This window comes from Balneolaceae bacterium, assembly GCA_034521495.1.
GTDB lineage: Bacteria > Bacteroidota > Rhodothermia > Balneolales > Balneolaceae > Rhodohalobacter.
Map to the genome: position 1 here is coordinate 35,387 of JAXHMK010000022.1, position 13,584 is coordinate 48,970.

The 13,584-nt window shown below is 42.6% G+C and carries 13 protein-coding genes; 12 read left to right on the forward strand and 1 reads right to left on the reverse strand.

What is annotated here, in order from left to right:
• The first annotated feature begins 4 nt into the window (after positions 1 to 4).
• The 12 genes from U5K72_19520 (at position 5) to U5K72_19575 (ending at position 11,031) form a co-directional block, all read left to right on the forward strand.
• Positions 5 to 742, forward strand: coding sequence for a 2-phosphosulfolactate phosphatase (locus tag U5K72_19520; protein MDZ7721019.1), 738 nt, complete (start codon positions 5 to 7; stop codon positions 740 to 742).
• On the forward strand, positions 735 to 3,227 hold the full coding sequence (locus U5K72_19525; protein ID MDZ7721020.1) for a DNA translocase FtsK: 2,493 nt from the start codon (positions 735 to 737) through the stop codon (positions 3,225 to 3,227). Before U5K72_19520 ends, U5K72_19525 begins: the two co-directional genes overlap by 8 nt.
• A complete protein-coding gene (locus U5K72_19530; GenBank protein ID MDZ7721021.1) occupies positions 3,211 to 3,834 on the forward strand; it encodes an outer membrane lipoprotein carrier protein LolA in 624 nt (207 codons plus the stop codon). The genes U5K72_19525 and U5K72_19530 overlap by 17 nt, the downstream gene beginning before the upstream one ends.
• Entirely contained in the window at positions 3,834 to 4,832 is a 999-nt protein-coding gene (locus U5K72_19535; protein MDZ7721022.1) for a lysylphosphatidylglycerol synthase transmembrane domain-containing protein, read from the forward strand. Before U5K72_19530 ends, U5K72_19535 begins: the two co-directional genes overlap by 1 nt.
• Positions 4,833 to 5,005: 173 nt before the next feature.
• Positions 5,006 to 6,733, forward strand: a complete 1,728-nt coding sequence (locus tag U5K72_19540) for a hypothetical protein (GenBank protein ID MDZ7721023.1) — start codon at positions 5,006 to 5,008, stop codon at positions 6,731 to 6,733.
• Positions 6,734 to 6,739: 6 nt separating this feature from the next.
• Positions 6,740 to 6,949 carry an HU family DNA-binding protein gene (locus U5K72_19545; protein MDZ7721024.1) on the forward strand — a complete coding sequence of 70 codons (210 nt, stop codon included), beginning with the start codon at positions 6,740 to 6,742 and terminating at the stop codon, positions 6,947 to 6,949.
• Positions 6,939 to 8,186 carry an SPOR domain-containing protein gene (locus tag U5K72_19550; GenBank protein ID MDZ7721025.1) on the forward strand — a complete coding sequence of 416 codons (1,248 nt, stop codon included), beginning with the start codon at positions 6,939 to 6,941 and terminating at the stop codon, positions 8,184 to 8,186. Before U5K72_19545 ends, U5K72_19550 begins: the two co-directional genes overlap by 11 nt.
• An 8-nt stretch (positions 8,187 to 8,194) precedes the next feature.
• Positions 8,195 to 8,920: a MotA/TolQ/ExbB proton channel family protein gene (locus U5K72_19555; protein MDZ7721026.1), complete on the forward strand. Its 726-nt coding sequence runs from the start codon at positions 8,195 to 8,197 to the stop codon at positions 8,918 to 8,920.
• 1 nt (position 8,921) lies between these two features.
• Positions 8,922 to 9,326 carry a biopolymer transporter ExbD gene (locus U5K72_19560; GenBank protein MDZ7721027.1) on the forward strand — a complete coding sequence of 135 codons (405 nt, stop codon included), beginning with the start codon at positions 8,922 to 8,924 and terminating at the stop codon, positions 9,324 to 9,326.
• Between the two features lie 5 nt (positions 9,327 to 9,331).
• The gene (locus U5K72_19565; GenBank protein MDZ7721028.1) at positions 9,332 to 10,162 is read left to right on the forward strand and encodes a TonB family protein; all 831 of its coding nucleotides are present in this window, start codon (positions 9,332 to 9,334) and stop codon (positions 10,160 to 10,162) included.
• A 182-nt stretch (positions 10,163 to 10,344) separates the two neighbouring features.
• The gene (locus tag U5K72_19570) at positions 10,345 to 10,554 is read left to right on the forward strand and encodes a hypothetical protein (GenBank protein MDZ7721029.1); all 210 of its coding nucleotides are present in this window, start codon (positions 10,345 to 10,347) and stop codon (positions 10,552 to 10,554) included.
• A gap of 6 nt (positions 10,555 to 10,560) precedes the next feature.
• A complete protein-coding gene (locus U5K72_19575; GenBank protein ID MDZ7721030.1) occupies positions 10,561 to 11,031 on the forward strand; it encodes a hypothetical protein in 471 nt (156 codons plus the stop codon).
• 59 nt (positions 11,032 to 11,090) lie between these two features.
• Here U5K72_19575 and U5K72_19580 read toward each other — a convergent pair whose 3' ends face one another.
• A complete protein-coding gene (locus U5K72_19580) occupies positions 11,091 to 13,550 on the reverse strand; it encodes a glycogen/starch/alpha-glucan phosphorylase (protein MDZ7721031.1) in 2,460 nt (819 codons plus the stop codon).
• Positions 13,551 to 13,584: the final 34 nt, after the last annotated feature.

Below are 13,584 nucleotides of genomic sequence, written 5' to 3' on the forward strand. Positions count from 1 at the left end.
GCAGATGGTTGATCTAAAAAAATTAGATGTATTCTACTCTTTACACTCATTTCAGGAAGATGAGTTGAGAGATAAAACAGTTGTCATTATTGATGTACTCCGGGCATCTTCTACTATTGTATCGGCTTTTATGAATGGTGCCAAAGCCATAATTCCTGTGGGAGATATGGGCGAAGCAAGTAAGATTGCACAAAATGTAGATTCCGACAATTACCTGCTATGCGGAGAAAAAGATGGTGAGAAAATTGAAGGATATGATCTTGGCAATTCACCCCTCGAGTACACCAGGGAGATTGTGGAAGGCAAGAATCTTATTTTTAATACCACAAATGGTACAAAAGCAATTAAAAAATCTCTTGGCTCTTCTAAGACCTTTATAGCCTCTTTTCTGAACGTGGGGGCTATTGTTGAAGAGTTGAAAACCCAGGAAAACGATGTTGTTTTGGTGTGTGCCGGCTGGAAAGGTAGATTGGCGTTTGAAGATATGCTGCTGGCTGGCAATATTATACATCTGCTGGGCGATGGCAATTTAACAAACGACTCCAGGGATGGTGCAAAAGTTGCATTTGGTTTATATGATAAATATGGTGATGATATATCAACAGTAATTCACCAATCAAATCATGCAATGCGGCTTAAGGATATCATTGGCACAAGTGATATTGATTATTGTTGCCAGGTTGATATAACTGATATGCTTCCGCGACTTAAAGAGGGGATGATTACCCTTACAGATGGCTAAAAAAGGTTCAAATACGTTGTTTAAAGGTTTCGATTATTCCCGGAAAATGGAAATAACCGGAATCCTGATTATGGCAATTTCTGTGCTTCTGCTGCTCAGTATTGCATCCTATCACCCGGACGACTACGCCATCGTGCAATCGCTTTCCTATGATAGTTTACTTCAGGTGGACCAGGGGGCGGCACTGCGCGTGAATAACTGGCTGGGGGTATTTGGAGCTTACATATCTTACTTTTTTGTAAACACGCTTTTTGGTTATGTAAGCATTTTAATCCCGGTCATTATTTTTTCAATTGGCTGGATAGTTCTGAGACAGCAACAAGTAAAAGATATGGCCTGGCCTGTTACCTATGGGTTATGGATGATATTTCTCATATCAACAACGGTAGGCTGGTTTTATACCCGATATGAGGCATATTCTACAGCATGGAGCGGAAACTCGGGAATCTATTTTTCAAGTGTGCTTCAAAATCTGACTGGAATCGGGTCCATCATCATCCTGTTTGTCCTTTTGTTTGTCTCCCTTTTTATCCTGATTGATCGCGATATTCAGAAAAGCATTGATCGGATTCAGGGTTGGTCGCCCAACTTTTCCTTCAATTTTTTAAATCGCTTAAAATCAAAAAAAGAAAAAAGTCCGCAGACTCAAGTTCAAAGCTCTCCAAAACCTCAAACGAAAGCAGAACGGCGGCGGAAGGCTGAAGAAGTTCAGAAGAGAAATTCTTCAATTCAGAGAGAAGAAGAGCGGCGGGAGCGGACGATTGATGAGATTGTTGAACAATCGCAGGAGGCTGACCGCAAACGAGAACTGGAACGCAAGAAAGAGAGTGCAGATCTTGAAGGCAAACCACCCAGAGCCGTTCTTGAACGAGCCACAGATTCAGAAGTTGATCCAAAATCTGAAGACGACGATGTAGAGATCTCGGTGATTGTTGGGGAGGGGGATGAAGAAGCGAATGAAAAAGAGCTGGATCGAAAAAATAAGCAGAAGGCTAAGGAAGTTCCCGTTATCAAATATAAATTTCCGCAGGTTGATCTGTTGGATTCTCCCCCGAATGAGGGAAATGATGTGGATCTCGAGGAGATCAAAATCAACAAAAAAATTATTCTCGAGAAACTGAAGCGGCACAAAATTGAGATTCTGAGTATCAATGCTATTGTGGGGCCAACAGTTACACTGTATGAAATTGAGCCGGCCCCTGATGTAAAAATCAGCAAGATTCAGAGTTATGCGAACGATCTGAAGATGGCAACAGCCGCCCACGGTTTGCGGATTATGGCGCCCATACCTGGACGTTCGGCAGTTGGTATTGAAGTACCGAATAAAACTCGCGAGACGGTTTTTATAAAAACCGTTCTGAACACCAAGAAATTTGTAGAGACCAATTATGCACTTCCAATTGCTTTGGGTAAAACAATTGAGAATGAAGTATTTATGGTCGACCTCAATAAAATGCCTCACTTATTGATAGCCGGTGCCACGGGATCGGGTAAAACGGTGGGAATTAATACTATTATCACCTGTCTGCTTTATAAATGTCACCCGGATGATCTGAAATTTGTTCTGATAGATCCGAAGAAAATCGAGCTTTCGCTGTATAGAAATATTCAAAATCATTTTTTGGCTTTTCTGCCGGGCACAGAGGAACCTATTATCACAGATACAGATACAGCTCTCGAAACTCTGCAAAGTATTACCAAAGAGATGGACGAGCGCTATGATCTAATGAAAATGGCGATGGTTCGCGACATAAAAGCGTACAATGAAAAATTTGATAACGGCGAACTTGAAGAGGATCTCGGGCACCGCCACCTGCCGTATATTGTGGTTGTGATTGATGAACTGGCCGATTTGATGATGACCGCCGGCAAGCAGATTGAAGAGCCTATTGCCCGAATTGCACAGCTTGCCAGGGCTGTTGGAATACATCTTGTAGTTGCAACACAGCGACCGTCAGTGAATGTAATTACGGGAACGATTAAAGCAAATTTCCCGGCGCGAATGGCATACCAGGTAGCTTCAAAAGTGGATTCGCGTACAATTCTCGACACAGGGGGTGCCGATCAGCTTGTGGGTAGCGGTGATATGCTGTTCTCAAACGGAGCGGGGATGACCCGAATTCAGAATGCGTATGTTTCAACGACAGAGGTTGAGAAAATCACCTCTTATATCGGAAATCAGAAAGGGTATAAAAAACCATTTCACCTGCCGGTTATCGAGGAAGAGGAACCCGGAATTCCCGATCCTCTGGATGAGATTGATGAGCTTTTCAAGGAGGCTGCCAAACTTGTGGTTCTGCATCAGCAGGGCTCCGTATCGCTTCTGCAGCGTAAATTAAAGATCGGTTACAACAGAGCCGGCAGAATTATTGATCAGTTATACAATGCCGAGGTAGTCGGGCCGTTTCAGGGAAGTACTGCACGCGACGTAAAAATTTCTGAAGAAGAGGAACTGGATGAGATATTTGATGAACTTGGCATTTAAACCGACAATTCTCCTGCTGATTTTTGTCCTGGCTCCAGCTATTGGATTTGCACAGGGTACACCTCAGTTCGATCAGTTGAAGCAAAAATTTGAGAATGAACTTGTATTCAAATCCAACTTTGTACACGAATACAACGATACATTTACGGGAGATCAGCAAGTAACAGAAGGTGCCATCTGGGTAGGCAAGGAGCAGTATAAAATGCGCAGTGGTGAAAGCATTATGCTGGTGGACGGCGAAATTTCAAAAGTGTACGACAGTACAAAGAACAGGGTAATTACCAGTGATTATATTGAGGAGGAAGACGATTTTGCTCCCTCAAGAATGCTTCAGGGTGTGGATGATTCGTACTCGGTTGAAGAGCATAAAAAAGAGAATGAAACTGTTATAGAATTAACATCAGATGATCCCTTCTCTATTTTTATGCGCGTGTCTATCTTTTTGAATCCATCCGGAATACCAACCCGAATTGTTGCGATCGATCAGGTGGAAAATGAGCTGATTACTACATTCAACCAGGGAGAATTTATCCCAAAAACTCCTGAGATATTTCAATTTCAGTATCCCGAGGATGCAGAGGAGATCGATTTACGCCACGATTCCTGATGAAATCTAAGCTGCTTAAAATTACCGGTTCCATACTGATAGGCGGACTCTTTCTGTGGCTGGCTTTTCGAAATGTTGAGTTTGCCGAATTATGGGATAAAATTTCCGGTGTAACCTTCTACTGGCTCCCCTTTTTTGTGATAACGTTGATTTTGAGCCATTACCTGAGGGCAGAACGCTGGCGGTTACTCCTTGTGGATCACGGGCATAAAATAAACCGGTCAACCCTGTTTGCAGGTGTGATGCTTGGGTATGTTGTGAATACGTTTGTACCGCGATTAGGTGAAATTTCGAGGCCGGTGTATGTGGCCAGGAAAGAGGGCATAAGCAGCGGAAACCTGATTGGTACAATTGTAGCGGAACGTTTTTTTGATCTTTTGACGATGTTTTTTTTAATCCTGGTGATATCATTTCTGCTTGTCAGCGATTTTGAAATCCTTCAAACCGTGTTTGGTGTAGAAAACTGGTCGTGGGAACAATATATCTGGATTCCCATTGTATTTATTGTCATTGGAATTGGCATGGTTCTGTTTTACAAATTTATGATTTTCCTGGATCAGCAAAAGATCATAGAAAACCCGGTACTTGAAAAGATTATAGCAGCAGCAAAATCTTTTGGTGAAGGGATGATATCGCTCCGGCGAATCCAGCATTGGCCTGCATTTTTATTATACACAGCAGGTATTTGGATCGGTTATATTTTAATGACCTATTTGCCGTTTTATATGATGAGCATGCAAGAAGCCTATGGACTTACATTCAGCGATGGTATTGTAATTACTGTTGTTTCAACGATTGGAGTGAGTGTACCTACGCCAGGTGCAGTGGGATCGTACCACCTGTTTATTCAGCAAAGTTTACACCTTTTGTATGAAATACCTTTAGTTGAAGCACTTACATATGCTACAGTTACTCATGCAGCAACAATTTTATCGGTCTTGTTAATCGGGCCACTCTCTTTGTGGTGGGATAAGTATTACACACTTAAAAATGCTTGATACGGATACTTGTTTAAATTACCTGACGAGGATAAACTGTTATACACTTATAAACGTCTGAAGTGGATACTTGTTAAATTTTCCCCGAACAAATCGTATCTTTAAAAGTTATATATTCAATGAGCTCGTATTTGCAGCAATATTGTATTAAAGCCTATAGAATCATCTCAACTATGCAGAAAGGCATTATCATTGGAATCGTTTTATTAAGCTCTCTGTTAAGCTGTAGTCAGGTTTTTGCTCAGCAAACCCAGAATGATCAAGATCAGTCATTGCTGCCGGAGATCAACCCGCAGGATATTGAAATTCGAAGCCAGTTTCAGGCGCAGTTTCCGGGCTTGCGGCGTCAACCTATTTTGGGATTTAATCCCCGTCCCCGGGTTTTCCAGGTTGATCCCAATCGCATGCCGTTTATTGAAGATGAGGAGACTGTTGTTGCTAACTTGCCAATAGACCAGCTAAGCCGGCCGGATCCTCCGGAGTATGATATGCTCGATTATGCGTCGCCTAAAAATGCATTTATTCGAGCCGGTGTGGGTAACTATATCACCCCGGAAGTGGATGCATTTGCAACCGCAAAACTCAGTGAGAGTAACTGGATTTCAACGGACCTCCATTTTACATCATCCGACGGACACGATGAATCGGTGAACACTTCGTACAGGTTTGCAGATGCCACACTAAAGTCTTTCAATCGCCTTTCTGAACGGACCAACCTGATTTTGAGAGCCGGGGCGATCTCTGATTTTAATCACCAGTTACAATTAGATTCGAACATTGAAGATCTGCTGAATACGAACACAAAAATCACACGACTTGGCTTTAATGGCTCGGCTGATGTTGATGTTGCATCTACATCTCTGACAGGAACGAATATCTCAGCAAGTGGTTTTTTTGATGAGTATTCTACCACATCCGGCTTGAGTGCCTTTGAGGAAACAGCTATGGAGGCGGGAGGTGCTATTGAGGCTGCATATTCACGGCTTGGAAATCATCTCTATGAAATTCATTCTTTAAATCTTGATGCCGAAGTTGGTTCAACAAGTCCTCTTTTTTCAGATAGCTATACATGGTCTGTAAGTACTCTTTCTGCAAACTACGAACGTCTTTTTAACTATAAGACGGATGTTCAGGTAAGCATTGGGGCAAGTGCAGTAACCGATGATCTGAATGATTTCACTGTTTATTTTGCCCCAAAAGCACAAATTAAGCATACCTTGTTTCGGGGACTGGAGATTAATGCAGAACTGTCTGCTGCTCCCTCGTATAAAACCTATTCAGAACTCCGAAGCGAAAATCGGTTTTTTAATGTAAATTCTACGATAGAGCATCAATATGAAATGCAGGCGCTTGGAGAACTGGAAATGGAGCCATTTTATGGAACCAAGATTGTAAGTGGAGCTTCTTTTCAGGATATAAGAAATTATCTTTATTATAGCCGTGAAACCCAACCGATGGGGATAGCAGACATTGATGCCGGTTATTATTCTGCAGAATTCCGGGATGCCACGATTTTCAAAGTTTACGGAGCATTTACCCAGGATTTGAAGCCTGATGTGCTTTGGTTCAGTGCCGATGGTTATTGGCAAATTCCAACACTTTCGAATGATGATCGAATTCCTTATACAGAAACAGTTGGAATAAATGCGGCATTGTCTTTTCGTCCTAAAGATAGTCTCCTGCTGGAGGGATGGGGAGAATTTGCAGGCGGCAGGCAAGATCATAATGGTGCAAACTTAGATTCTTACTTGTTGATTGGCGGACGTTTTGAGTTATCTTTAACCGATCAATTCGGTGTATACGGCAAACTTGTTAATTTACTAAATGAAAACTATCAACTCTGGCAAGGATACGAGGAACGCGGATTCCAGGGCTATGTTGGTTTGACCTTTCTATTTTAAACATTTATGAACAGAGAATTCTTAATAGCGTTTAAAGATGTAATGAGAGAGCAGTTTGTCAACAAAAACCGTGTTGAACTGGAGGGGTTAGGGCAATTTGAAGTTGTTCATAAAGAACAACATCAGAAAACATACGATAATGGAAAAGTTGTGATGATGCCGCCGGAAGATGTTCTTGAATTTAAATCAAATATCAGGATCTCTTATGACAATTGATAAGAAGCAACTTGTTGAACTGTTGGTTGAAAAAACCAGCATGAATGAAGAAGAAATTAAAACTCAGTTAGATCAGCTAATTGAGCGGATTTTAGATGCTGCAAAACGGGGTAAGGCGTTAGAGATTAAAGAGTTTGGTCTGTTTTATTTTGATGAAGAGGGAGAGTTGCGGTTTGATCCGGCTGATGAATTAAGTACCGAAATTAGTTTTAAGTACGCCGGTATGAAACCTGTTGAACTGAAGCCTGAACGGGACACCTCTATTCCTGTTGAAAAAGATACTGAAGAGAAGGTTGATGAAGAGGTGGATAAGACGGAAGGAGAAGATGAAGATGATCCGTTTACCACTCCTTTTGAGGAGCCTGAGACTGATGATATTGGAGAACCGGAAGAGGTGACTAAAAAAGCTGAAAAGCCTGCAGAAGAGGACGAATCGCCCTTTGATTTTGAGAGTGAAGAAGACGACACCAAAGAAAAAGAGGAAGCAGATGTTGATTTTATATCTGACCCGTTTTCAGATGAAGCACTTGAACCACTTGAAGAACCGGTTGAAGAAGAAGAGGAGACGAAGAGGACAAAAATTGAAGATATTAAGCCCGCCACAAGGGAACCGGTTAAGAAAAAAGATAATACCGGTGTATTTATTTTAATCGCAATTGTTATTATTGCTGTTCTTATTGGTGGCTATTTCTACTATATAGGAACCCAGTCGCAAAGCATGGATGAGACAATTTCTCCTACGACAAACCAGATGGAATCCGGCGTAAATGAAAGTAATGATACAGGCGCGGAACAATTGAATCCGGAAGAGTCTCAATCAGGTGGAGGTGAAACTGCTCCAAATCAACAGATGGCGTCTGGAAACCAGGGAACTTCGGAACAAGCCGGTTCGAATCAGAGTACAGATGATGAGATCCTATCAGGCACAGGTGTTTCAGTTACAGAGACCGACCAGCCCATGTATGGTTTAAAAGGAACAATTATTGAGGAAGCAAATAACGGCTACTCCATCGTTGTACACTCATTCAGAAACGAAAACAACGCAATGCAGACTGCCGAACAGCTTCGGGCAGACGGTTACCGGGTCATTGTATCCTCAAGAACTGTATATGAGAACCAGGTTTGGCGCGTTAGCGTAGGCCAGTTTGAAACACTTGGGAATGCGCAAGAAGCTGCTACACAGCTGCCGGCACCTTATAACACTCAAAATTTCATCCAAAGAATACGTATTAATTAAGAATCTTCATGAATATCATCTACATTTTTCTACTCCAGGCTCAGCCAACAGAAGCCGATACACTTGCTGAAATGTTACAGGAGGATGCTACCATGTCCTTCTTTGATATCCTGTCCCAGGGCGGCATCTTGATGATTCCGCTTTTTCTGTTATCCATAGCTGCCATTTATGTTATTGCAGAGAGATGGAGAACAGTTGAAAATTCTAAGATGGATATCAATCAAACCCTGAACAGTATTGAAACACTATTAAAATCAGGGAGCCAGGAACGGGCAATCCAGTACTGCGAACAGTTTGATAAGCCACTGGCGAGAATCCTGAAATCCGGTATTCGCCGGTTAGGACGCCCCATAAGCACTATTGAGGATGCGATACATCATGCAGGAAAAAAAGAGATTTTTCTTCTTGAAAAACGAATGAACTGGCTGGCAACTATTGCTGGTGTGGCTCCGCTGGTCGGGTTTACGGGAACTGTAACCGGGATGATTCGTGCATTTATGGATATCCAGTCACTCCAGGGAAATGTAAATCCAAGCGTGCTGGCAGGTGGAATCTGGGAAGCTCTTATTACCACAGCAACCGGACTGATAGTAGGAATTATTGCTTATGGCTTTTACAACTACCTGCTTGGTAAAATTAATCGCATGATTTTTGAACTTGAAAATGCATCTGCCGATTTCGTAGATCTTCTCCAGGCACCTTCAAATAATAAACGCCAGGAAAAGGAGGCTTAAGATGAATTTTCGTGAAGACAGGAACGTCATGGAGCCGCTCTCCATGTTCTCGCAGTCATCCCTGACAGATATTATTCTATTACTCCTGATTTTTTTCCTGTTGACATCCTCGTTTGTAACAAATTTCGGAATTCGTGTGAATGTGCCTCAAGCTGAATCGAGTGTGAGTTCGCAATCGCAGCAAATTTCCGTTGCTGTAACACCTGAGGGTAACTTTTTTGTGGATGGAAACCAGGTTGACCGCGTTTCATTATCAAATGCTATCAGGCAGGCATATCAGGAAAAGCCCGGAGCTTCGTTAGTAGTACGTGCCGATCGTGATGCGAGGGTTGATGATGCCGTTCGCGCAATGAATATCGGGAAAGCACTGAATATGAATATTATAATGGCAACCGAGAGAAATTAGAATTGATGGTTGATTGGATAAAGAACCATATCGATGAAGAAGACCGCTTTGGAATAGCTATTACGGGAGCTATTCATATTGTGCTCCTTATCATCGCTCTTCTTTATACAATTGAACCCAACATGAACCGTGCGGCTTTTATGGAAGTGACTCTTGGAGAATTCAGGAGCGGTACGCTTGCCCAGCAGTCAGAGGTTCAAAATGAGCAGGTTGCAACCCGTCCCAATCCCTCTGAAGTTGAACCTGAAGAAGTAGATCCTGAAATTACCCAGCCTGTAGAAACACCTCAAAACCCTGTTGAAGAAACTACAAAACCGGTAGATCTGCCCGATCAGGAAGAGGACGTACCGGATGATGAAACCGTTCAAACACCAGAAACGGATGTTATTAATCCTGAGAATGAGGAGGAGACTGAAGAGGTGATAGAGGAGGTTGTTCCCCCGCAAACCCAGGAAGATGAAGAGATTACGGAAGGAGTGGAAAACAGTGGAGATGAGCGTGGTACATCCGGTGATCCTAATGTGGACCAGGGTCCGGGGAATACGCCCGATAAATCAGCTCCGTACGATCTGCAGTGGGAAGGAGAACTCAACCGAACTCCAATGGTTCAGCCCCTGCCCGACAATCAAACCAATGAAGAAGCGGTTATTACGATTCGCTTTGAAGTACATCCCGACGGTTCACTCGGGCGAGTTATACCTCTCAAAAAAATGAACCCTGAACTGGAGCGCGAAGTGATGAGAACCCTGCGAAGCTGGCGATTTTCACGACTTCCATCCGGCGCCCCACAGGAACCGCAGTGGGGTACCATTACATTTAGATTCGTTCTGGAGTAATAGAATTGAAGGATGATGGCGCAAGCGTCCTCGCTTGTGCCCGAAATTACACTTGTTTGTTATTCATTTTTTGACTCGTTCCGACGCTCCGCTTCTAATGACTCCCCATAAACAAATTTTGTAAGGAATGACGAAATTTCGGTTCATACAGATAAAGAATAAAGCAAAAAAGAACACCTGTTATGACTGATTTTAATGATTTATCTTCATTTCAAGACGATGAGGAACCGGAAATTTGGGATGAATACCAATGGGAAGAGTTTATGAAAGAGGCTGATAAACGGACGGAAAAGTACTCTCGTCTTTTAGAAAAATACAGGAATCATCCTGATCGCGACAATATTATTGCAAGAGAGATGGGGTGGGATCACCTGTTGGATGAAACTGAATGACGATGAATGAATTGGGATGAATTCCTTGATGTAAATTTTGTTGAAGAGGGAGAGGAATGGAAACAGGTTACAGGCTATGAGCCCACAGAGTTCGACAGTGTAGAAAATCTGCCAGTGTACCAGTTAGCCTATCAGTTTACAATTGATTCCATTAACCTGATTGAAAGTCGGTTTGAGAATAAAAATGATGAATCTATCAATGCCTTTGCACAATCTGTAATCATTCCGGCGGCTAAAATTGCTGGTGGTTTTGGGATGGGATTTGAATTGGAATTTATCGGTGGGAACATTGCCAACTGCAAGCGAGGTTTAAATGCTGCCAACAGGGTGCTCACGGCTCTTCAGGAGATGAGGGATAAGAAGATCCTCGATCAAAAAACTTTCCAGAATTTTTACAGCCGCGGCAAGGAAGTACGCGACGAGTTAGGAATTTACATCGTTGAACTACGCGAGCGGTTTCGCAGAGGAATTCCATGATTAAGATAGCCGTCAGACCGCTCCAAGCGGTCAGACGGCTAATAGAATCTACTGGATAATTACCGATCCACATCAACACGCCAAATCTCTTCGGCATAATCCCGAATGGTACGGTCAGATGAAAACTTACCAACGCGAGCCGTATTTAAGATCGCTTTTCGATTCCATTCATCCTGATCTTTGTAAAGCTTATCCACTTCGGCTTGTTTATTGATGTAAGCCTCATAATCAGCCAGTACAAGGAAGTAATCGCCTTTGTTGAGTAAAGAGTCCACAATCGGGTGGAAGAGCTTTTTATCCTCATTAAAGAATCCGTCACGAATCTGATCAATCGCTTTCTTCAGTTCAGGATGTCCTTCGTAAAATTCCCACGGGTTGTATCCCTGGTGTCGAAGTTTATCCACATCATCAACCGTGTTTCCGAAAATGAAGATATTTTCATCTCCAACTTCCTCCTTGATCTCCACATTAGCGCCGTCCAAAGTACCGATGGTCAGAGCACCATTCAGCGCGAACTTCATATTCCCGGTTCCCGAGGCCTCGAATCCCGCTGTTGAGATCTGTTCAGATAAGTTTGCAGCAGGAATCATTTTCTCAGCCAGTGTGACGCTGTAATTGCCCAGGAAAATAAATTTGAGCTTACCGTTAATCTCCTTGTCATTATTAATTTTTTCACCAACATCGTTCATCAGTTTAATGAACAATTTAGCCATTGTATAACCTGGTGCGGCTTTTCCGGCTACAAGGATGGTACGCGGAACAATGTCTAAATCCGGATTTTCCTTGAGACGATTGTACAGCGTTATGGCATAAAGTGTGAGCATCAACTGACGCTTGTACTCGTGAATCCGTTTGATCTGGATATCAAACATAGAGTTAATATCTATATCAATATCACGATTCTCTTTGATGTAATCGGCAAGGTGCTGTTTATTTTCTTGTTTGATCTCAACAAATTTTTCCACAAACGTATTGTCCTCAGCAAACTCTTCAAGTTGCTTTAGCTGATCAAGATCGGTAATCCAGCCTTCCCCAATTTTGTCTGAAATCAGATCTGCAAAACCGCGGTTACACTGCCGGAGCCATCGCCGGGGTGTAATTCCATTGGTTTTATTGGTGAACCGCTCAGGAAACATCTCATAAAAATCACGGAACAGTGTTTTCTTAAGCAATTTGCTGTGGAGTGCTGCTACCCCGTTAATTTTTCGTGAACCTACAATTCCCAGGTGGGCCATATGCACAACGGGATCTTCTCCTTCGCCGATAATTGACATACGGCTGACTTTGCCTCTGTCATCTCCAGATTTGGCTTGCACTTTTTCAAGGAATCGGCTATTGATTTCATAAATAATCTGGAGATGCCGTGGCAGGAGATTTCTAAGCAGTGAAACCGGCCATTTTTCCAATGCCTCAGGCAGAAGCGTATGATTGGTGTAAGCCATTGTTTCCGTTGTGATATCCCACGCCAACTCCCATGAGAGATCTTCCTCGTCTACCAAAAATCTCATTAATTCAGGAATAGCCAGGTTGGGATGGGTATCATTGCACTGAATGGCAATCTTTTCAGGCAGTTTACGCCAGTCATCTTCAGTTTTTTTGAATCGTTTTAAAATATCCTGCATAGACGCAGCTACAAGAAAGAACTCCTGTTTCAGCCGAAGTTCTTGTCCCACAAATATTTTGTCATTGGGATAGAGAACCCGTGAAATATTTTCATTCAACTGTGTATCCCGTACCGCATCTATATATTGTCCCTGGTTAAAGCTCTTCAGATCAATAGATGATGATGAGGTAGCTCTCCAAAGCCTTAGGTTGTTAACCACATCATTTTTGTATCCGGGAATAGGGGTATCGTATGCTACGGCAAGTACATCATGTGTGTTTTTCCATTCGAATTGCAGTTCGCCTTCTTCATCATGGTAGGCATGTGAATTTCCATAAAACGGAACATCGTACTGAATTTTTGGGCGGACAATATCCCAGGGATTTCCATAGCGCAACCAGAGATCCGGCTTTTCAACCTGGTATCCATTCTGAATGGATTGATAAAAAATTCCATAATCATACCGAATGCCATACCCTGTAGCTGGAATTCCAAGTGTAGCCATCGAATCAAGAAAACATGCTGCAAGACGTCCCAGGCCACCATTGCCAAGACCGGCATCCCATTCAGTATTCCGGATATCATCATAATCCAGGCCAACATCTTCCATCGCTTCAGCAGCTACATCCTGCAATCCAAGATTGATGAGCATGTTGTCCAGTAATCGCCCAATTAAATATTCCATTGAGAGATAATACACACGCTTTACATTGTCGGTATAATAGCCTTGTTGTGTATCGATCCAGCGTTCATGAAGTCGATCCATCACGGCCAGGACAATACTCCGGTAGTTGTCCCACTCAGTTGCCGAGTATTTGTCTTTAGAGAGGGTATATTTAAGATGTTGCTTGATATCTTCCCGGAAGGAATCAATATCCATTCCGCTGCGGGGGTCAATTTTGTTCTTTTTATTCATGTAGTTAAATGTTTATGTCGTTTTAAATTTTTTG